The organism is Frateuria flava, from assembly GCF_017837635.1.
In the GTDB taxonomy this organism is placed as follows: Bacteria; Pseudomonadota; Gammaproteobacteria; order Xanthomonadales; family Rhodanobacteraceae; genus Frateuria_A; species Frateuria_A flava.
The window spans coordinates 211,817-230,392 of the sequence record NZ_JAGJRS010000003.1; the positions used below are offsets into that span (position 1 = coordinate 211,817).

The following is an 18,576-nucleotide window of genomic DNA, read 5'->3' on the forward strand; positions in this document are numbered from 1 at the left end:
GGGAAGCCATTTGCCAAGCGAGCGCGAATAGGGCGGGATAAAGCAATGGCGGTCAGGGAAGTAACCGATGAAATCAAAGCGCGGATCATAGCCTTTAAGGAATGCGTTCTTTCGCATGGTGTCGAGCGGGCACTCTCGGACCACATTCTCAAGCATGACTGCTCCATCGTAGGAAGAGATTTCGAACGCCGGTTGAGGGGTGCGGTAGCCGAGCATTTCGGAGCGGATGTCGAGCTTGTCTATATCGTTGGTTCAGCAAAGCTTGGTTTCAGCCCAAAGCCGGGGCAGTACTTCAAGCCGTTTTCTGATCAATCGGATGTAGACATAGCAATAGTGTGCCCCGACTTGTTCTCGCGTATCTGGCATGAGGTGAGCGAAATGGAGCGAGCGCATGAATACTTTGATTTTGAAAAGTTTAAGCATTACCTGTTCATGGGTTGGATTCGACCAGATAAAATGCCGTCGAAATCTTACGAGACGTGTAGAGAATGGTGGGATTTTTTCCGGCGCCTTTCAGGCTCGGAGGAGTTCATGCGATTGAAGATCTCCGCTGGTTTATATTACGACAGGAAGTTTCTTCGGCGTTATCAGCTGGTTAGCCTGGTGAGTCTTCGCGAGAACATTGAAGGGAGGCCAGGATGAAAACCTCCGCTACTAACCGCCGCGTACATCAGTTGTTGACCGCCATCAGTGACAAAAGACTGAATCCTCGACCGGACTTTCAACGGCGCCTAGTTTGGACAAATGACGATAAAGTCGCCTTTATCAGGACCGTGCTTCAAGAGCTTCCGTTCCCGGAGATATATGTATGCGCCGGGAGCTTGGATGCGGAAACGGGGGAAGCGACTGAATATCTAGTCGACGGCCAGCAGCGGGTAACGACTTTACATCAGTACTTCAAGGCCCACCCCAGTCTAAGACTGGGCGATCTCCCCAGTTACGCAAATCTTCAGCGCGAGCAAAAGGAAGCGTTTCTCGAGTATGAGGTCGTTGTTCGGGATCTCGGGAAGCAGCCTCTTGAGCAAATTAAGAAAATTTTTGAGCTAATTAACTCGGCGAACTACGCGCTTAACTCGATAGAGGTCAAGAACGCTCGGTACGCTGGCGAGTTTAAGCGGTTCTGCGAAAAGCTTGCCGATCGCGAGGAGTTCAAGGACTGGAGGATATTCAAGCGTACCGATATACGACGTATGCAAGACCTGCGCTATTGCCTGGTCTTGGCCGCTACTATGCTCTCTACGTACTTCAACAGGGACGATGAGATCGACCAGTACCTTGCGCAATACAATGACGAATTTCCGCAGGCGCAAACTTTGGGCCCGGAGATTGACCAGTGCTTTGAATTCGTGAAAGCCATGTCACTTCCTTTGACATCACGTGCGTTCCGAAAAACTGATCTATTCTCATTATTGGTTGAGGTGCATCGCGCCTTATTTAAGCGCAATATTCCACTAAATCCACGCGCTGCCGCGGATCGGTTGCTTGCCTTTTTCCAAGACGTGGACGGGGCCGCTTTAGGAGATATTGCAAGCGATGAGGCCTCGATGTACTACAAGACTACAGTCCGTGCCGCGATCGACCGAGGGAACCGACGCCGCCGTGGTGAGATTATCCAATCGATGCTTGATCCATCCTATTTACCGATGCTCCAATTTTCTGTTCCGCATAGTGACGCGAGCATACAGGGAGAGTTGGACATCGAAGAGGGTGACTATTCCTAACTTCGGGGGCGGCCTCTGTCGGAAAAGAAAACTACTCGAACTACCATTTAGCAAAAAAAGAGGAGTAGCGTAGTGATTGACACTCAGCTCAACCTCTTAGATTTTGATCGTCCGTTTGCCAGGTTTTCCGAACTTATTGGCGCCCACGTATGGCGAAGCCGGGTGCGGCTCATACGGCAAGCTGTCGCAGGTAATCCGTATGCGGAGGGCTATCTGACGAAGGAGAACGAGTTATGTTTAGCGCTGGAGGAGCTTACTGATATCAGTGAGCGAATGGGTCGATTTCCTTTGACTCTGCGAAAAAAACGCCACCTATTCTTTGCTATGGCTTTTGTTGCGCAAGCGGTATCGCTCTATGAGGCTGTGGACGAACTCAGCGGAAACCAGCTTTTTCGCCGGATCGTTGGCGCAATCAAGAACGATCCAGAGGACGTTCGGGCGCTACAAGTTGAGCTGATAGTAGCAACTCATTTCTTGCGAGTTGGATTCAAAGTTGTTTTCCCCGATCTAAATGGTGACGAGCGTTTTGATTTGCTTTTGCGCGCTGACGACGGGCGTGAAGTTGAGGTTGAGTGCAAGTTTCTCTCAAAGGATAAGGGTCGAAAGGTTCATTACAGAGACCTACTTGACTTGTACAAGGATGTCGCGCCTTTTTTGCGCTCGTATATTTCGGCGAGCTCAACTGATCTCGTTATTGAAGTCGTTGTGCCGGATCGCTTTCCGTCCGATTTGCGTTTGAAGAAGGAAATTGCCAAGCGCATTCGGGATGCAGTGGAGGGTCAGCAGTCTGCTCCAGACGAGAGCCTTGCGCGCATTCTGACCAGGCGGCCCTCTCCGCTAGATTTTCAACCGTCTGGTAAACGAGACGTCGATCGCGCGATCTTTGATGAAATCAGTGGCACTAATAATAAGCCGGTTCTGTTCTTGAGAAACGCAAAAGGATGCTTTGTTCTGCTTGTTGTTGCGAGTGATAAGCGTGACTCCATTTTCGAGTCGATGTATAAGACTCTTTCTCGCGCCGCTTCATGCCAACTAACGCACGCGCGACCTGCGATTATCGCCGCCGCTTTAGATGATGTCCGCGTACCACAGCTCGTCCGAGTGGCTGCAAGTGAAGCTGGTCCGGATGTAGCTGCTAATACGTTGCAGGTCATTGCATCCAGACTTATGGCGGCTAGACATAACGAGCACCTTGTTTCCGTGTGCTTCCTCAGTGAAAGCGAGCTTGGTGTGCGCACGGCAGGGCAAACTGGAAGCGAGGGGTCCGTTTATTACTTCAATAACGAGGATAGTCCGTATTGGGGGAGTGGGTTCGATTTTGGATTCTCGAAACTTAGGGCTTAGGCAACAACCAATGTTTGCAAATAAAGGGGGGCGTGGCTAATTAATCTCGTCGGTTGCTCTAAAAAACACGGGTCAGAGTGCACTTTTTCTTGGCTATTGGGCTGCACGGAATAAAGGGGGGCGGAGGCAAATTGGTTGGTCAATTGCCTTCGTCCCTTTGTTGCGCCCGCTGTGCCGCCCTCACATCGCCTGCCATATGCTGGCCTGCCCAACCGAATAAAGGGGGCGGAGTGAGCCACCCCCGCTTTCTCGGACGGTCTAATTAAGCACCTTTAGCCAGTCTCTTAAAAACACGGGTCAGAGTGCACTTTTTCTTGGCTATTGGGCTGCACGGAATAAAGGGGGCGGAGGCAAATTGGTTGGTCAATTGCCTTCGTCCTTTGTTGCGCCCGCTGTGCCGCCCTCACATCGCCTGCCATATGCTGGCCTGCCCAACCGAATAAAGGGGGCGTAGGCAATTAAATCGGACCTTGCCTCCGCCCCTTTTGCCCGCCCCTTATGCCCGCATCGGTGCAGCATCATGCGTCACGGGCGATGCACTACCCCTCCGCCCGGGCGCGGGGCTTGAGGCGAAAGCTGATACCGAGACGGTTGATCGCATTCATTGCGGCGATCGTCAGGGTGAGGTCGACCAGGTCCTTTTCCCCGAAGGCCGCGGCAGCCGCAGCGTAGGCTTCGTCGGAGGCATGCGTTTCGCTGACGCGCGTGACTTCCTCGGCCCAGGCCAGGGCCGCGCGCTCCTGTTCCGAGAACAGGTATGTCGCCTCGTGCCAGACCGGTACGAGAACGACGGTGTCGAGCGACATGCCTTCCTTGAGCAGATCCCGCGTGTGGATGTCGATGCAGTGGGCGCAGCCGTTGATCTGGGAAACCCTGAGGAACACCAGATGGATCAGTCTGGCGGGCAGCGCCGTTCCCGTCGTGACGAAATGATGCAGTGCCCCCACGGCCTTGGCACCCTCAGGGGAGATGGCAAACCAGTTTGCGCGTTTCATGTTGTTGCAGTCCTGTCCGGTAGAAGGTGACGAGCCGGCACGGTGCTGGCCCCTCGAGCTGCTAGACGGGCCGGCGGCGTGCGCTGTGACAGGCGGGGCGACAGGCCTGGAAATCCACCCGGCAGGCGTGCCCGGCCCGGAGCGGTCACACTTTGTGGAGCCGCCACGTCCAGGCTCCGAAACGGGGGTCAGAGTGCACTTTTAAAGTCGACCTGACGCCGGTTTTGCCCTTGGGGGTCGTACCCATCACTCAGGAAAACAGGGGTCAGAGTGAGCTGGCCCGGGTTTGACGGACACCTTTGAACGGGGACGACCCAGAAACAGAAACACGGGTCAGAGTGCACTTTTTTTAAGTCGACTCTGACTAAAAACTGGGGTCGGAGTGTACTAAGTCGGCTCTAGCCCTTGTTTTGATTTGCGTCGCATTGGGAGGCAAAAGCGTATGGGCAAGGCGGATCGGAATAATCGTTCCAACCAGCTCAATCCAAACAACGATGCTTATTACCAGTCGCGGGGCTGGGGTAGCCGCGACGATTCATTTGGTGGCGACAGCCCTGGTGATTGCATGGGGTCGATGGGGTGGGGCTGGCGCTATTCAGAACCCTTCAAATGTCACCAGCACGGGCCTGCCCTTTACGGATATGCCGAGGCTGTTGGGGCCATAGAGAGCGAGGTCAAGTTCCATTTACCTTACGCGATGATGGAGTTCAGCCGAGAGGGCGCGGATCTTGTGATCGATTTTATCTATCTCGACCGTTGGTTAGAGCCCGCTGCTTTCAAGATTATCAAACAGTGGGAGGCAAAGAATAGGGAGGCCTTCCGACGCATTACTGGCATCGTTGTTCGTTTTCGTGGTGAAACCGTCGCGGGCTTCGTAAAATGCCCCCACTGCAAAGGCGAGCATCGTATTGAGCAGGGCTTGTGCCCGCCCCCTCTCCCTCTCGATTAATAAAGCCAAACGGGGGTCAGGGCCCCCTAATCCTCCCTTGCCAGCAAAAAAGGGGTCCGAAAACTGGGGTCGAAAACCGGGGTCAGAGTGGGTCGAAAATCGGGGTCAGAGTGCACTTTCAAAGTCGACTCTGACCGGTTCTGATGCCTACGTCGGCGCGCTGGCGGGCCCGGCCTCTTGACAAGGCCATCCGGGGGCGGCTGGTACCATGGGAAAACCGGGGTCAGAGTGCACTTTTTAAAGTCGACTCTGACCGGTTCTGATGCCTACGTCGGCGCGCTGGCGGGCCCGGCCTCTTGACAAGGCCATCCGGGGGCGGCTGGTACTATGGCGGACGGCCGGAATCCGCCTGCCGCGATAGTGCGCTCCCGAGGGCCGATGATCGACTTCCAGCAGCTTTACGAACATGTGCCGGTGCCGTTGATGGTGCTGGACCGCCAGTTGAAGTACGTGGCGGCCAACCGCGCCTACCTGGACATCACCGCAAGCACGTTCGAGGCGCTGGCCGGACGCTGCATCTTCGACGTCTTTCCCGACGACCCTAGCGACCCTGGCAGGGCGGGCGCACAGATGCTGCGCAACTCGCTGCAGCACGTGCTGGCCACCGGCCAACCGGACACGTTGGCGCTGATTCCCTACCGCGTGCCCCAGCGCACCGCGCAGGGCACGCAACTGGTGGACCGCTACTGGAGCGCGACCCATACCCCCTTGCGCGATGCCCAAGGACAGGTGGCCTGGGTGCTTCAGCACACCGAGGACGTCACCGAGTTGCATACGCTGCGCCGCGCGGCCGCCGTCGCGCAGGGCAGTGACGAGCGCCTGGTGGGGGACGAGCACGTGGGCACGCGCGTGCTCGCGCGGGCGCGTCGCGTGCAACGGGAGAACGTGCTGTTGCTGCGCGAACGCGAGCACCTGCAATCGCTGTTCGAACAGGCGCCCGGCTTCGTCTGCATCCTGCGCGGGCCCGAGTACGTGTTCGACATCGCCAATGCGGCCTATCGCTCCATGGTCGGTCGCCATGACCTGCTGGGCAGACCGCTGGCACAGGCGCTGCCGGAGGTGATCGGGCAGGGGTTTACCGAGCTGCTCGATCGGGTGGCAGCATCGGGCCAACCCTACGTCGGACGGGCCGTGCGGGCGATGCTTGAGCGCGATGGAGTGCTGCGGGAGTTTTTCCTGGACTTCATCTATCAACCTATCCAGGAGGCCGATGGCACCGTATCGGGCGTGTTCGTGCTGGGGCATGACGTGACCGACCGCGTGCTGGCCCACCAGCGGCTGCTCGAGCACCAGGAACGTCTGGAAGAGCAGGTGCAGATCCGCACCCGCGAACTGGCCGACGCCGAGGCTGCGCTGCGCCAGGCCCAGAAGTTGGAGGCGGTCGGTCGCCTGACCGGTGGCATCGCGCACGACTTCAACAATCTGCTGCAGGTCGTCAGCGGCAACCTGCAACTGCTCGAAGGCAGCGTGGAAGGCAACCCCGTGGCACGACGCCGACTCGCCAATGCCAGCATGGCGGTCGAGCGCGGTGCCCGACTGGCCTCGCAGCTGCTGTCGTTCGGACGGCGCCAGCCGCTGCAGCCCCAGGCGGTGGACGTGGCGCGCCTGGTGCGCGGCATGGGCGACATGCTGCGGCGTGTGCTCGGTGGCGCCATCGAGCTGACGACGCGCATGGCGGACGGGCTGTGGCACGCCTGGGCCGACCCGGCGCAGATGGAGAACGCGCTGCTCAACCTCGCCATCAACGCCCGCGACGCCATGCGCAGCGAGGGATTGATCGTCATCGAGGTGCGCAACCTTGTCATCCCGGCGGCAGCGGCGGCAGGCGAATTGCCGGTCGGCAATTACCTGCAACTCTCCCTGACGGACCATGGCTGTGGCATGTCGCAGGAGATTTGCAGCCAGGCGTTCGAGCCTTTTTTCACCACCAAGCCGGAGGGACTGGGCAGCGGCCTGGGCCTGAGCATGGTCTACGGCTTTGCCAAACAGAGCGGTGGCCACGTGGCGATCGCAAGTACCGTCGGCGAGGGAACGACCGTCACCCTGTACCTGCCGCGCGCGGATGCTCCGGAGGAACAGCAGCCGGCCGAGCGGGTCGCGCCCGGCGTCGGCGGAAGCGAAACCATCCTGGTCGTCGAGGACGACGCGCAGGTGCGCGCGACGGTGGTGGAGCTCCTGGGCGAGCTGGGTTACGACGTACTGACAGCGGGCACTGGCGAGGAAGCACAGGCCGTGCTGGCCTCCGCGCCGTCGATCGACCTGCTGTTCACCGACGTGATGATGCCGGGGGCGGTCAACGGATTGGCGCTGGCCACCGAGGCGAAGAAGCGCTATCCGCGCATCGCCGTATTGCACACCTCCGGCTATCCGCGCGAAGGCATTTTCGGCGGGGATTTTCTCGACCCGCGCGTGCACCTGCTGGGCAAGCCCTACACCCGCGAAGCAATGGCGCGCGCTGTGCGTCAGTTGCTGGACGAGAAAGCCTCGACGGAGGTGTGAGAGCGCGCGGAGTTAAGGGACGTGGCTAAATAAATCGCGCTAATTTAGCCAAAAATCGCTTGGCGAGAGTGCGTTTTATAGTCCGTTCCGAACGCCACTTTTTTACTTGTCGACCCCCCGTAATCTTGGTCCAGGCATAGCTGGAGGTCTCCGGGCAAACTAGCCCCAAGGAGACCCACGATGCGCAAGAGCAAGTTCACGGAATGCCAGGTCGTCGCAACGCTGAAACAGGTCGAGGGCGGTCGCCAGGTCAAGGACGTATGCCGGGAGCTGGGCATATCGGATGCGACCTACTACGACTATGAAGCCCCGCCGCCGCCTGCGCCTGCGGATCGCTACGGCGTAGCGTCTGACGTTTGCCATCGCGCAAAGGAACTGGCGCTGTGCGACGCAACCTGTCCGACCCTTACCAGCACCTGCGAAAACACGGGCCAGAGTGCACTTTTGGAAAACACGGGCCAGAGTGCACTTTTAGACCCCACATCTTTTCCCTTGCGGGTACCAGCGGATCACCCCGCCGCCAGTGCTGCTCTAATCTGTTGCCCCAGCGCGCGGAAGTCGCCTTCAAACAGCCGACCGTTGATGAAGAAGGAGGGCGTGCTGTTCACGCCACTTCGCCGTCCGCTCTCCATGTCCTGCCCTATGCGTTCGGCCGGCTCGCCGCTTTCGATGGTTCTGGCAACGGCCGATTCGTCCAGGCCCAGCTGCTGCAGCCCTTGCTGGAGGCCTGGGACGCCGTCGGCCACCCAGCGGTCGTGGTTGTCGTAGAGCCAGTCGTGCATGGCCCAGAAGTCGCCGTGCTCGCCGGCCGCCTCGGCGACCTGGGCCGCTGGCATCGCCAGCTCATGCATCCCGGTGAGCGGGAAGTGCCTGAAGACCACGCGCAGATCCTCGCCGTACTGTTGCTGCAGCTGCCTGACCAGGGGATGCGCCATCGCGCAATATCCGCACTGGTAGTCGCCGTACTCGATCACGGTGACGGCGGCGTCCGGGTTGCCCCGGACGTGGTCGTCTTCTGAAACGGGGGCGGTCAGCGTGTCGTCGTGTGCATTCATCGGTCAAAGGCCGTCCGTAGGGGCGAAGGGACCGAGCCTGGAGGAGTGGCAGTTGTCGGGGCGTCGACTGGCCGTGAGCAGCCCGCGGGGGTGGCGTCCGATCTCCGGACCCGCGGGCTGTGCGAGGCCCGCAGGCGTTACTGGCCGGCTGCGCGTGCCGCCTTCACCTGCTCGGCGGTCACGGGCTTGCCCTGGTTTTCCCAGGACGTGCGCTCGTGGTTGGCGATGTCCGCGATCTCGGCGTCATTGAGGGCGGCGGCGAACGGCGGCATGACACTGGGGTAGGTGACGCCGTTGATGGCTTCGCCCCGCAGGCCATGCAGGATGGCTTTCAGCTGCCTGGCCGGGTCCGCGTTCAGCACCGCCGGATCGCCCTTGAGCGGGGGGAACGCTCCGGGCAGGCCGAGGCCGGTCGGCTGATGGCAGGCAGCGCAATGGGTCGCGTAGAGCTGCGCCCCACGCGCGGCGTCGAAGGTGTAAGGCCCGCTGGGTGCCGGTGGGGGCGGCGGTGCATTCGCCGCCACCTGCGCCTTGGTGATGGTGGGCTCGGCCAGCGCTTCGCCCGGCTTGGCGACCATCAGGATGCCTTGCGCGCCAAGGAGCGCATGCGACATCGAATGATCCACGAACGGATACTTGCCCGGCTCATCGAGCGTGAGGTCCAGCACCGCGCCCTCGCCCGGTCCTACCGTGTAGGTGGATACGCCGGAAATCGCCTGGGCCGCATCGCCACCCGGATAGACCCGGTCGAAGATCCCGCCGATGACGTGGAACGCGCTCCACAGGTTCGGGCCGGCGTTGACCACGTACAGGCGCACCAGGTCGCCCGGCTTCGCGGTCAACGGATGGGCGACGTACTGGAACGCGGCGCCGTTGAACACCACCTCGTCCGGACGGACCTGCTGCATTTTCTCGAAGCTGCCGGCCATCAGCGTGCCGGAGACCTGCTGGGTGTACCACTCGCCCTGCACCAGCACGTAGCTTTCAGCCGCCGGCGGCAGCGGCGTGGCCGGGTCGACGATGATCGCCCCGTACATGCCGTTGCCGATGTGCAGCAACACCGGTGGCGTGCCGCAGTGGTAGAGGAAGGCGCCCGGCACCTTGGCCACGAACGAGAACTTGATCGATTCGCCCGGCATCAACTCCACGTAATGCAGGCTCGGCGGGGTGATCGCCGAGTGGAAGTCGATCGAGTGCTGCATGGTGCCGCGGTTGGTGAAGGTGACGTTGACCGTCTGCCCCTGGCGCACGTGGATCACCGGCCCGGGCACGGTCTTGCCGAAGGTCCAGGCCTGGTACTGCACGCCGCTGGCGATCTCCACCGTGTCGTCGCTCGATTCGATGTTCACCTCGGCGGTATCGCCCGGTTGCACCGGAGGCAGGCGCGCGTCGCGGGCCTGCCTGATCGGCTGATTGGAGGCCAGCGACAGCGGCGTCACCGCGGCGGCGGCGGCGGCCGGGCTCGCGCTGCGCACGTTGAGCGCGCTGTGCAGGCCGGCCAGCAGCAGGGCGACCAGCACCAGCACGCCGGCCAGCGCGGGCGCCTGCACGCGCCAGGACATATGCCGCACCTGCTCCAGCGGCACCCGGGTGTTCCATTCGGAGAAGCGCCGCCAGCGCGGCCAGCGGCTCTCGATCAGGTAATCCAGGCTGTACGGGCTGGGCCCGGCGCGCATGTTGATCACGATCAGCGCGGCGAAGATCAGCACGAAGCTGATGCCCGCGCCGATGTTGTTGACGCCTACCGAGTACGGGCCGCCGAATCCCTCGGCCGTGCTCCAGATCAGCAGGCTGAACAAGATGCCGACGATGTACGTGACCTTGCGCGCAAAGCCCAGCAGCAAGGCCAGCGCCAGCAGCGTCTCGGCGATCCGGGTGCCCCACACGAACAGCCCCGCGTGCGGCGTCACCAGGGCGATCCACATCCGGAACCACCACGCCGACCATGCCGGCTGGCCGGTGGCTGCGTTGTGGAGATAGCCCACGTAGTGCTCGGCGAAGCTGTCGGTCCAGGTGAGCGCGGCGCTCACTGCCCAGATCACGCCGAAGGCGACGCGGAGCGCCGTGCCGGCGATCGTTGGCCAGGTCGAGGGATGGTCCGTGCCGTCGTTGCTGGAAGTCATGCGACACCCTGCGGGACTGGATAGGCGACGTTGGCAAGTCAGGGCGGCGGCCGATGCAAACGTCGTTCGCGGCTATCCAGTCTAGTCGGCGCATGTGCAGCCTGCGCGAACCAGGTCGTGCGGACGAGAAAACACGGGTCAGAGCGCACTTTTCCTAGGCTGTGGGGGAAGCCCACTCTGGCCCATGTTTCGTGCTGCGCCGGTCAACGCGCAACCGGGCAGTGTCAAGTTAGGTGGCCAGGCAACCCACGGCGAAGGAGGCGGTATTGCTCTGGCCGTCTATCCGCATCACCGAGACCTGGCAGTGCTTGCCGTTCGCGTTGACGTAAGGCACCGATCCGCCACTTTGCAGGCTGACCGACTGTTGCCCGTCCCGCGATGTCAGGTTTACACCGATGTAGGAGCCATTGATGTAGCGAACCCCCACCACCGTGGTCGGATCGATCCGCATGCCGCCATTTTCCGAAAGAATGAAGTCGTAGCCACCGGAAAGCCCCGACTTGGCCTCCGCCAGCTTGCGCATTGATTCGTTTTCCTGCTTGGCCATGGCCAACTGGTCCATCAGTGTGGTGTTGGCTGACTCGAGCGACTTGACGGCTCCCTTGACGCTCTCCAGGGCCCGTCGACCTTCGCCGTCCAGATCGCCGCTCAATTTTCCGAGGTTCTGCCTGAGTTCCGCGAATTGCAGCTTCTGCTCATTCCGCATCTGGACCAGAAACTCGTCAGGCCCGACGATCTTGCTCCTGACGTAGCCATACGCCTCACTGGCAGCGACGCCCCCACACGCGCATAGCAGGAAGAACAGCGTACCCCAGAGTGGGTGTTTCTTTACCGCATCGCGGCTGGCGTAGAACCCTGCCAACTTGCGTGTGAGCCAGCCCGATTTCTCGTAGGAAAGCTGGGCCGACTCGGTGCTGGTCTCACTTACGTTCGAATTGCCACTCATGTCCACGAATATTCCCCCTGTATGTCCCTGATTCCGGCGCGCTGGCTGCCGCCGGCCTTTTGCCCGTCGTGATCCGATCCACTTGATGGCCCGGATGGGCGAAGTGACCTGACACAGCAGTGAGCATAACCATTTCCCGCGGGTTGGAAGCCAGGGCATCGCGCGCTTTCCGGACAAGTCCCTTTGTGGGATGTACGAACGAGCGGTGCCGGAGCCGCCGAGCGAAAGAATGGGAATGCAGTCACCGAATCTCGGCGATGATTCTTGCCTTGGCGGCCGATCAACGCCAAGCCGGGTCAGGTTAGGCTGATCCCTCTCGGACACCACAAAGCGAGGACAATCCTCGCACGGAGGCGTTCGATGGAGAACGGCAGCGGTTTACTGCACTGCTCAAGCGTGCAGCTGTTAGTTGATGCGCTGGGCTGGCCCGGGTTCGACGGACACCCTTGATCGGGGACAATCCGCCGGAGGCGTCAGAGGGTCAAGCGGCAACGGACATATCACTTGCGTCCCGAAGGCGCCACCACCGTCGTTGGATTTTTATGCGTTGGGCGCAACGACACCCCGTCTTTTTGTTCGAATCGGTTCGGGAAGCGCGCAGTCGATGGAAGGTCCAGGTGAGTTGGCAAAAAAATGAACTTGGCGAGATTGCATTTTACAGTCCGTTCCGAACTCCACTTTTTACCCATCTGACAGGCAGGAAGGATCAGGGATGAACCCGAACTCCCGTAACAGAGCCCTCGACGCGGAACTGTCGCTGCTCGAGTCCGAGACGCTGAATTTCGCGACCCGGTTCATCAAGGACGCGAAGGTGAGGGCCAACTACATCCAGCAGACGCAGCGCCTGAGCCGCGAATATCGGGCCATGGTTGCCGCCGGGACCGTGCCGCCCGAAACTGCGGCGCAGCAGGTGCATGCGCTTCGAAACCAGATCCTGGCGGCGCAGCGTCTTCAGTCGAGCGACATCGGTCTGGCGAAGGCGGTCGGCCTGAAGAAGGAGGGGCTGACGTTGCTGGAGCTGACGGAGAAGTACGCCCGCTCCCGGTTCGGCGTGGCCTTCGAGTCGCTGCCCGAGGCGAGCAAAAACCAGGTCTATCTGGAGATCATCGAAAGCGCGGGACGGGCACGGCCCGGGGTCAACGTCGCGGCGACCCGGCTCGGTCGGTTGGGGCGCGGGCTGGTGATCGTTTCCATCGGGGTGGCCGTGTACAACGTCGCCGAGGCGAAGGACAAGCCCAGGGCCATCGCCCGGGAAGGCGTGGTCTTCGGCGGCGGCTTTGCCGGTGGCGCGGCGGGTGGCGCGCTGGCGGGACTGGCCTGTGGCCCCGGCGCGCCGGTGTGCGTGACCATCGGTGTGTTTGTCGGTGGCGCGCTCGGCGCCATGGGCGCGGATGTCGCCTTCGGGTGGGTGTTCTGAAGATGCTCGAGCCGGCCGATTCGATCCGGGTGGTCCGTGTACTGCAGACGCCCGGGCAACCGGTGATGGCATGGGTCGAGAGCGCCGGTTCGGGACGCACGGCGCGGGTGGCCGGCAAGGTGATCGAGCGCCAGTACCGGTGCGGCGACAGGCATCTGCTGCTGCTTACCGAGGGCAATCCTTACGAAGAAGCGCTTCACGTCCATTACCTGGACAGCGAGTTGCGCCTGCTCGACAGCATCGAGCTTTCCGCTCCCTATACGGCAGGCGTGCTCGATCATGTTGCGGTAGCCGCCGCAAACGCCTTGACCTTCGCGTTCTTCAACGCTCACGAGCGCTGGCGGCTGGAGATTGCCGATACGCCCCGGTGGCGACTCCGGGGCAATGCGTTTCCGGTACGGCGCAAGCGACCGTTGTTTTGCAAGGCGTGGCTGGTTCTTGAAAAAGAGGCGTGATGCGGGTTCGAGCCAGGCAGCGACGATGGATATTCGTCGGCATGCCGACGTGGCGAGATCCGCCTGGTACTTGAATCGCAAGCATGCCGGCCGTTGCCGGCGCGCGGTTTGGCTCCTGGCGAACGCCATGACTTGTGCCACTGAGGGCGCCCGATGGGGCCGCCCTATAGTCGGGCCTGTTCCGCGGTCCCTCGCCATGTTGGCAGGGGCGGGCGCGGATTCAGGGGAGTAGCGGATGAAGCTCCGTCGCCGCGCATGTGCTGGTGTGGTCGCTGCAGCCATGAGCTGCCTTGCTGCCGGGTGCGCCACGCTCGATGTTCCGTCTCCCTCGCGCGCGACGGAGGCGGCGCCGGCGCCGGTGCGATCGGACGTCGGTACCACGACCCTGCGGGTTACCGATGCTTCCCGACGCGACTTGCGCGATCCGGCGCAACCCCGGCAGTGGCTGGTGCAAGTGTTCTATCCCGCGGTACCCACGCCGGTGAGCGGCCATTACGCGGACGACCCGGTGCTGCTCGACGCATTGGTGCGGGACAACTATTACGAGGTGGGTGAAGCAGGCCTGCGTGCCTGGGCCAGCGCGCCGGCGGTGGCCGTGGAGCAGGCCAGGTCGGCGAGCGCGAAGCCGTGGCCCGTGGTCACGTTGTCACCAGGCCAGGGTTTCGCCCGGCTCAGCTACGCCCACCTGGCAGCTGCGCTGGTTCATCGCGGTTATGCCGTGGTGGTGATCGATCATCCCTATCTCGGCGTCACTCACCTGCCTGATGGCCGGCTCCTGCGCGCGGCCGACGATCCGGCGATCAACAGCGCGGAGGAAACCGACTGGGTGCCGCGCATCCGCGACTGGACGCGCGATGTGAGCGTGGTGCTCGACCGCCTGGAAGACTCCGCCGCCGGCCTGGTGCCGGGGCTGCACCTGGACCTCGCGCATGTCGTGGCGACCGGCCATTCGATCGGTGGCACCGCGGCGCTGGATGTCTGCTCGGTCGATCGCCGGGTGGGGGCTTGCCTGGATTTCGAGGGCACGCCCGAGCCGGCCGCGGTGTTCGCCACGGGCGTCGAACGGCCGACCCTCATGGTGCTCAGCCGTGCCGGTGGACGCCCGCCGCCGGTGCGCCCCCCGGGCGCCCCGGATCTGGATGAGCACATCGCCACCGCGTTGGGCCGGCAAGGCGCGCCGTTCTGGCTGGTCAAGGTGACCGGCGGAAGCCACACCAGTTATTCCGACGCTCCCATCACGATGCCCGCCACGCTGACGCGCTTCGGCGGCCAGGTGATGGAGCCGGCGCGCTCGATGGCGGTGTACGCGGGCATGGTCGATGCGTTCGCGCGTGCCTACGTCCTTGGAGAGCGGCGCGACCAGGTCTTCGCGACCTTTATCGAGCAAACGCCCGAAGCGTCCCGCGCGCGGGGACCTGCCACCCGGTAGTGGCCGGGGCGAGGCACCAGGATCGACCCGCGCGCCTAATCGTCGAAGCCGGTGTAGTCCTCGGGGAAGATCGGCGTGCCGTCCTCCTCCAGTCCGGTCATGTCCGCCAGCGCCTTGGCGGCGGCGGCTTCGGCGGTGTCCTTGTCGCGGAAGCTGCGGTTCTCGCAGATGGCGTAGTACACCGGAAAGCCGTGGCGGCGCGGCTTGATGGCGAGCCAGGCGGAGTAGCGCGCGCCTTCCAGGGTGGCGCCGGAGCTGGCTAGGTAGTTGTCGAACTCGCGCTCGGCCATCGTCGTCAGTTTGGTTGTGAAAAGTGTTCGACAGGCTACCTGAGATCAGGATTGAACGAGGACCTCGAAAGACCCCGCGCCTAGACGGCAACAGGGTCAGCAGAGCTGGCCCGCCCAGCGGGACGCGATTTCTGGCTGGAAGTGATACCAGCCGTGCTCGGCTGCGGTTCCTTCGGTCACGTCTGTAGCCGTGCCTGTGGCCAGGTCGACGATCCGCATCGTGGTTTGCTCAGGAAGCGGCGCGGCTGGCTTCTTCCCGTGGGCTTGCAAGCGAGCGTTCTGGCCAGGTGCCGTTCGATTCTGCAAGGACGCTCCATCGGCCGTTCCACCTGCCTTTCCGCGGTGGCCACCTGAGTAGCACCGCCTTTGGCTTCTTGCATGTGTCAGCGTGGTGGATGAGCCAAGCCGTTCCGTTTCTTTGCCGGCCGGCCAGGCACTGCAGTCAGGGATCGCACGACCTTCCCGCCGGAGGCCAGGCCAAGCGCCAGCGCGGCATAGGCGACCACCATGGAGCGCTTGCTGAGCACCAGCTCCCATCCGGGAGTGAACCGCTTCGGAGTGACGCCGTAGTCGATAACGGCGGCGACCGCCGAGGTGGCGCAAGCGCCACGCAAAAGCGATTTGGCCGACGCGGGCTGGCGCCCGGCGCGCCAGAACTCAAACGGCAGCGCCCAGAACACCGCCGATGCGAAATGGGTCGCGAAACCAACCAGGGTGTGCGTGGCATCGAGTTCGTCACACTGGGCGGCTTTCTTGCCATGCAGCCAATGGCTTGTCGCGTTGATGGGTTGCAGGGCGCCTTTGCCTTCAACCCTGGCCAGCATCGCCAGGGCGGCCGCCGAAGCGAGGCTTGCGACGGTACCGGTCACCAGGGCGGGCAGGAGAGCGTGTCCAGTCTTGTCATTCGTTCGCATTTCCATCGGCCGGCCTCGCGCATCGCTTTACGCCAAGCCTGCGTAATCCACGGTTGGGCTCGTGTGAGTCGCGCGCCGAACCTCGATGAAGCCGGCCTCCGCCTTTTCGACGAACCCCGGCTGCTCGGGTGATCGCTCAGCCTGCCGTCGCCTTGACCGGATCGGCGGCCCTGGTCGGGTAGGTGAGCAGATAGAGCAGCACCAGGATGCCGGCCACCGGCGCCAGGCTGATGAGCTGCCACCAGGGGCTGAGGCCGGCGTCGCGCAGGCGCCGGGTGCATGCCGCGATCCACGGCAGCAGCACGACGAGGGAGGCGATCTGCAGCGCAAGCGGACCGGTGACGTCGGAAATCAGCTGGGCGAAGGCCAGCACCATCACTACCGCGAGTGCGAACCACCAGAACGCCGGGCGCGGGGTCGTGCCGGTGAAATCCAGGCCACGCAGCACGCCTTCGCGTATGGCCGTGATCGCCGGCTGGCTGGGGGCAGGCTCGCTGACCAGCAGGCTCTCGGCCGGCACGTCGAACACGGCGGCCAGTGCCCGTAGCGACTCGGTGGATACCTTGGCGCCCGATTCGAGGCGCTGGATGGTCCGCAGGTTCAGGCCGCTCAGCTCGGCGACCTGCTCCTGCGACCACTGGCGGGCGGTACGCAGCTCCCGCAGTCGGGCGCTATTGATCTGCATGGATACTCCCCGGTGTAAGGTGTTCGGCCTGCGCATCATGCTGCCGCAAGTGACTCAGTGTGACGACAGCGCCCCGACACGAGTACGGCACGGGCCCGGTGGCGTGCTGTCAGGCGGCAAAGGAAAGCGGGCGAAACAGGGCCGGTGCCCCAGGAACTCGTCCCCAAGGGATTGGAAATGCTGGAAATAAGCGAAAACGCGCTGATGATGTCGGTGCAGGCCATCCATTTTGCGACCAGGCATCTGGGCGCGGAACGCGAGGCGGCAGCCGGGCCGCTGCAGGCCGGCTACGATGAGATCATCGAGGCGTACGGGATCGTGGCTGCGGAACTGCGCCAGGTGTACGCGCAGGCACGGGCACGGGGCTGCGACCTGCCTTCCTATGCCGCACTGGTGGGCCAGGCATGATCAGCGCGGCCACGCGCAGCGCTGCTTTCGATCAGGTTGACCGGATGCGTCGCCGGCTCACGCTGGATTCGGCCGCGTCGGCGGCGCGCATCGAGGTTTTACCGATAACCCTCTTGCAAGGCGGCATCCATGCGAGCCATCAGCGAACGTGATCTGGCGGTGGTGATTCCGCTGCTCGCAGCCAAGATCCGCGACCTCATCCTCGAGCTGGACACCAGCAACGGTGAGCCGACGGACGAATCTGCGATCGATCGCATGCAGCTCCAGGACATGCTCGGGCAATACCGAAGCATTCTCGAATCGCTGCGCGAGGAGTACGAAGAAGGCCTGAGGGCAGGCATACGACTCCCCGCGTTCGACGACCTTGTCCGGCCTTTCCTGCTTCCGTCGCACTGACGTTCGGAAGCCGGCTGTTCGATCGCGTCGGCCATTGCGCCGGCCGTGCATCCGGCGCGGGACCACCCTGTCCGGGTAGTGCTGCGAAAGCCGGCAGGCGGTCGCGCACAAGCGCGCTCCTACGACAGACGCGGGAGCCTGGAACGGGTCGCGTCAGCCCGAGCAGCCACCGCAGCAGATGCTGGGCAACTGCACCACCTGTTCCTGCTTCACCGCCCAGCCGGTGCGCTGCAACACCTCCACCAGGTCCCGCACGGGCACCCAGGACGAGATCCGCATGACCAGGCCGCTCATGTCCAGGTCGACCAGCGCGCTCGGGTCGATATCGAATATGGCGTCCTGGACGACTTCAGGGCGGGGGCTGGCATCGGTAAGTGCGATATGGAATTCCATCGTTACAGGCCTCTTTTCAGGCGTATCGCTTTGATGCGAGGCATGTTTTCTCGTTCGGTCGCTCGCCGCCTTGATCCTGGTCAGGCCAATCGCATGGCCGCCCGCGGACGGCCTGCAAAAAAAAGGGTTCTTCGTAGGTTTCCGTGGAGCCCGCTCTCCTTGACCGATACCTTAGACGTCTCCAAAGGGGCTAAGGGGCGCGTTCCATGCTGGATCGGAAGACGATCGAGACGTTGGGTGGCTGGAAGGGGTATCGGGTGGAGCGGGTCGTGTGGCCGGAGGGTGAGAGCCGCGCGGTGATGATCCACCTGAAGCCGTCGGCCAAGACGATGCATTGCGAACAGTGCGGCGGCCGATGCCAGCAGGTGCACGAGACGACGGTTCGCCGGGTTCGTGACCTTCCGCTGTTTGCACTTCGCGTGGTCCTCTTGGTGCCCCGGCGACGGGTGTGGTGCGAGCGTTGCGGTGGCCCACGCCTGGAAAAGCTGAACTGGCTGGGCCGCTACCAACGGGTGACCAATCGGTTGGCTGAAGCGGTAAGCCAGCTCCTGCTTTCC

Annotated in this window: 20 protein-coding genes and 1 pseudogene; 13 read left to right on the forward strand and 8 right to left on the reverse strand. The window is 62.6% G+C overall.

From position 1 onward, the window contains the following. Positions 1-45 precede the first annotated feature (45 nt). From J7I44_RS01690 to J7I44_RS01700, 3 genes are all read left to right on the forward strand, one after another. Positions 46-642 (forward strand): hypothetical protein, encoded by a 597-nt coding sequence (locus J7I44_RS01690; protein WP_209614850.1) that lies wholly within the window; start codon positions 46-48, stop codon positions 640-642. Further along, the gene (locus tag J7I44_RS01695; protein ID WP_209614852.1) at positions 639-1,721 is read left to right on the forward strand and encodes a DUF262 domain-containing protein; all 1,083 of its coding nucleotides are present in this window, start codon (positions 639-641) and stop codon (positions 1,719-1,721) included. The genes J7I44_RS01690 and J7I44_RS01695 overlap by 4 nt, the downstream gene beginning before the upstream one ends. Before the next feature lie 72 nt (positions 1,722-1,793). Continuing rightward, positions 1,794-3,065 carry a hypothetical protein gene (locus tag J7I44_RS01700; RefSeq protein WP_209614854.1) on the forward strand — a complete coding sequence of 424 codons (1,272 nt, stop codon included), beginning with the start codon at positions 1,794-1,796 and terminating at the stop codon, positions 3,063-3,065. A 539-nt stretch (positions 3,066-3,604) separates the two neighbouring features. Here J7I44_RS01700 and J7I44_RS01705 read toward each other — a convergent pair. Continuing rightward, positions 3,605-4,060, reverse strand: coding sequence for a carboxymuconolactone decarboxylase family protein (locus tag J7I44_RS01705; protein WP_209614856.1), 456 nt, complete (start codon positions 4,058-4,060; stop codon positions 3,605-3,607). A gap of 442 nt (positions 4,061-4,502) precedes the next feature. Between J7I44_RS01705 and J7I44_RS01710 the strand changes: the two genes are divergently transcribed. The 3 genes and pseudogenes from J7I44_RS01710 to J7I44_RS01720 all read left to right on the forward strand — a co-directional run. Then, positions 4,503-5,009, forward strand: coding sequence for a hypothetical protein (locus J7I44_RS01710; RefSeq protein WP_209614858.1), 507 nt, complete (start codon positions 4,503-4,505; stop codon positions 5,007-5,009). A 378-nt stretch (positions 5,010-5,387) separates the two neighbouring features. Further along, positions 5,388-7,508: a PAS domain-containing sensor histidine kinase gene (locus J7I44_RS01715; RefSeq protein WP_209614860.1), complete on the forward strand. Its 2,121-nt coding sequence runs from the start codon at positions 5,388-5,390 to the stop codon at positions 7,506-7,508. 180 nt (positions 7,509-7,688) lie between these two features. Continuing rightward, a pseudogene (locus tag J7I44_RS01720) lies at positions 7,689-7,817 on the forward strand (transposase); the annotation flags it as partial. A 200-nt stretch (positions 7,818-8,017) separates the two neighbouring features. Here J7I44_RS01720 and J7I44_RS01725 read toward each other — a convergent pair. From J7I44_RS01725 to J7I44_RS01735, 3 genes are all read right to left on the reverse strand, one after another. Beyond that, positions 8,018-8,563 (reverse strand): DsbA family protein, encoded by a 546-nt coding sequence (locus tag J7I44_RS01725; protein ID WP_209614862.1) that lies wholly within the window; start codon positions 8,561-8,563, stop codon positions 8,018-8,020. A 137-nt stretch (positions 8,564-8,700) separates the two neighbouring features. Further along, on the reverse strand, positions 8,701-10,686 hold the full coding sequence (locus J7I44_RS01730) for a multicopper oxidase domain-containing protein (RefSeq protein WP_209614864.1): 1,986 nt from the start codon (positions 10,684-10,686) through the stop codon (positions 8,701-8,703). 229 nt (positions 10,687-10,915) lie between these two features. Next, a complete protein-coding gene (locus tag J7I44_RS01735; RefSeq protein WP_209614865.1) occupies positions 10,916-11,632 on the reverse strand; it encodes a hypothetical protein in 717 nt (238 codons plus the stop codon). A gap of 712 nt (positions 11,633-12,344) precedes the next feature. Here J7I44_RS01735 and J7I44_RS01740 point away from each other — a divergent pair. The 3 genes from J7I44_RS01740 (at position 12,345) to J7I44_RS01750 (ending at position 14,933) form a co-directional block, all read left to right on the forward strand. Next, on the forward strand, positions 12,345-13,049 hold the full coding sequence (locus tag J7I44_RS01740) for a hypothetical protein (protein WP_209614867.1): 705 nt from the start codon (positions 12,345-12,347) through the stop codon (positions 13,047-13,049). A 2-nt stretch (positions 13,050-13,051) separates the two neighbouring features. Next, positions 13,052-13,504, forward strand: a complete 453-nt coding sequence (locus tag J7I44_RS01745; RefSeq protein WP_209614869.1) for a hypothetical protein — start codon at positions 13,052-13,054, stop codon at positions 13,502-13,504. Between the two features lie 280 nt (positions 13,505-13,784). Further along, entirely contained in the window at positions 13,785-14,933 is a 1,149-nt protein-coding gene (locus J7I44_RS01750) for an alpha/beta hydrolase (protein WP_209614871.1), read from the forward strand. A gap of 35 nt (positions 14,934-14,968) precedes the next feature. Here J7I44_RS01750 and J7I44_RS01755 read toward each other — a convergent pair whose 3' ends face one another. From J7I44_RS01755 to J7I44_RS01765, 3 genes are all read right to left on the reverse strand, one after another. Further along, entirely contained in the window at positions 14,969-15,223 is a 255-nt protein-coding gene (locus tag J7I44_RS01755) for a hypothetical protein (protein ID WP_209614873.1), read from the reverse strand. A 383-nt stretch (positions 15,224-15,606) separates the two neighbouring features. Continuing rightward, positions 15,607-16,143, reverse strand: a complete 537-nt coding sequence (locus tag J7I44_RS01760) for a hypothetical protein (RefSeq protein WP_209614874.1) — start codon at positions 16,141-16,143, stop codon at positions 15,607-15,609. A 130-nt stretch (positions 16,144-16,273) separates the two neighbouring features. Continuing rightward, a complete protein-coding gene (locus tag J7I44_RS01765) occupies positions 16,274-16,822 on the reverse strand; it encodes a DUF805 domain-containing protein (RefSeq protein WP_209614876.1) in 549 nt (182 codons plus the stop codon). Between the two features lie 144 nt (positions 16,823-16,966). Between J7I44_RS01765 and J7I44_RS01770 the strand changes: the two genes are divergently transcribed. Genes J7I44_RS01770 through J7I44_RS01780 form a run of 3 tightly spaced genes read left to right on the forward strand, consistent with a single transcriptional unit; the run spans position 16,967 to position 17,626 of the window. After that, positions 16,967-17,230 (forward strand): hypothetical protein, encoded by a 264-nt coding sequence (locus J7I44_RS01770; RefSeq protein ID WP_209614878.1) that lies wholly within the window; start codon positions 16,967-16,969, stop codon positions 17,228-17,230. Next, positions 17,227-17,382: a hypothetical protein gene (locus tag J7I44_RS01775; protein WP_209614881.1), complete on the forward strand. Its 156-nt coding sequence runs from the start codon at positions 17,227-17,229 to the stop codon at positions 17,380-17,382. Before J7I44_RS01770 ends, J7I44_RS01775 begins: the two co-directional genes overlap by 4 nt. Further along, a complete protein-coding gene (locus J7I44_RS01780) occupies positions 17,360-17,626 on the forward strand; it encodes a hypothetical protein (RefSeq protein WP_209614882.1) in 267 nt (88 codons plus the stop codon). The genes J7I44_RS01775 and J7I44_RS01780 overlap by 23 nt, the downstream gene beginning before the upstream one ends. Before the next feature lie 153 nt (positions 17,627-17,779). On the opposite strand, the gene J7I44_RS01785 is transcribed toward J7I44_RS01780, so the two are convergent. Continuing rightward, on the reverse strand, positions 17,780-18,019 hold the full coding sequence (locus tag J7I44_RS01785) for a hypothetical protein (RefSeq protein ID WP_209614884.1): 240 nt from the start codon (positions 18,017-18,019) through the stop codon (positions 17,780-17,782). Between the two features lie 206 nt (positions 18,020-18,225). On the opposite strand from J7I44_RS01785, the gene J7I44_RS01790 reads away from it, so the two are divergent. Then, positions 18,226-18,576 (forward strand): transposase family protein (locus tag J7I44_RS01790; protein WP_209614886.1); only part of this gene is annotated, 351 nt, incomplete at its 3' end.

Coding starts and splice junctions, on each gene's coding strand:
- J7I44_RS01730 (WP_209614864.1), bottom strand. CDS start 10,686: ATGACTTCCAGCAACGACGGCACGGACCATCCCTCGACCTGGCCAACG.
- J7I44_RS01750 (WP_209614871.1), top strand. CDS start 13,785: ATGAGCTGCCTTGCTGCCGGGTGCGCCACGCTCGATGTTCCGTCTCCC.
- J7I44_RS01745 (WP_209614869.1), top strand. CDS start 13,052: ATGCTCGAGCCGGCCGATTCGATCCGGGTGGTCCGTGTACTGCAGACG.
- J7I44_RS01695 (WP_209614852.1), top strand. CDS start 639: ATGAAAACCTCCGCTACTAACCGCCGCGTACATCAGTTGTTGACCGCC.
- J7I44_RS01755 (WP_209614873.1), bottom strand. CDS start 15,223: ATGGCCGAGCGCGAGTTCGACAACTACCTAGCCAGCTCCGGCGCCACC.
- J7I44_RS01780 (WP_209614882.1), top strand. CDS start 17,360: ATGCGAGCCATCAGCGAACGTGATCTGGCGGTGGTGATTCCGCTGCTC.
- J7I44_RS01760 (WP_209614874.1), bottom strand. CDS start 16,143: ATGGAAATGCGAACGAATGACAAGACTGGACACGCTCTCCTGCCCGCC.
- J7I44_RS01785 (WP_209614884.1), bottom strand. CDS start 18,019: ATGGAATTCCATATCGCACTTACCGATGCCAGCCCCCGCCCTGAAGTC.
- J7I44_RS01740 (WP_209614867.1), top strand. CDS start 12,345: ATGAACCCGAACTCCCGTAACAGAGCCCTCGACGCGGAACTGTCGCTG.
- J7I44_RS01705 (WP_209614856.1), bottom strand. CDS start 4,060: ATGAAACGCGCAAACTGGTTTGCCATCTCCCCTGAGGGTGCCAAGGCC.
- J7I44_RS01690 (WP_209614850.1), top strand. CDS start 46: ATGGCGGTCAGGGAAGTAACCGATGAAATCAAAGCGCGGATCATAGCC.
- J7I44_RS01710 (WP_209614858.1), top strand. CDS start 4,503: ATGGGCAAGGCGGATCGGAATAATCGTTCCAACCAGCTCAATCCAAAC.
- J7I44_RS01715 (WP_209614860.1), top strand. CDS start 5,388: ATGATCGACTTCCAGCAGCTTTACGAACATGTGCCGGTGCCGTTGATG.
- J7I44_RS01765 (WP_209614876.1), bottom strand. CDS start 16,822: ATGCAGATCAATAGCGCCCGACTGCGGGAGCTGCGTACCGCCCGCCAG.
- J7I44_RS01775 (WP_209614881.1), top strand. CDS start 17,227: ATGATCAGCGCGGCCACGCGCAGCGCTGCTTTCGATCAGGTTGACCGG.
- J7I44_RS01735 (WP_209614865.1), bottom strand. CDS start 11,632: ATGAGTGGCAATTCGAACGTAAGTGAGACCAGCACCGAGTCGGCCCAG.
- J7I44_RS01725 (WP_209614862.1), bottom strand. CDS start 8,563: ATGAATGCACACGACGACACGCTGACCGCCCCCGTTTCAGAAGACGAC.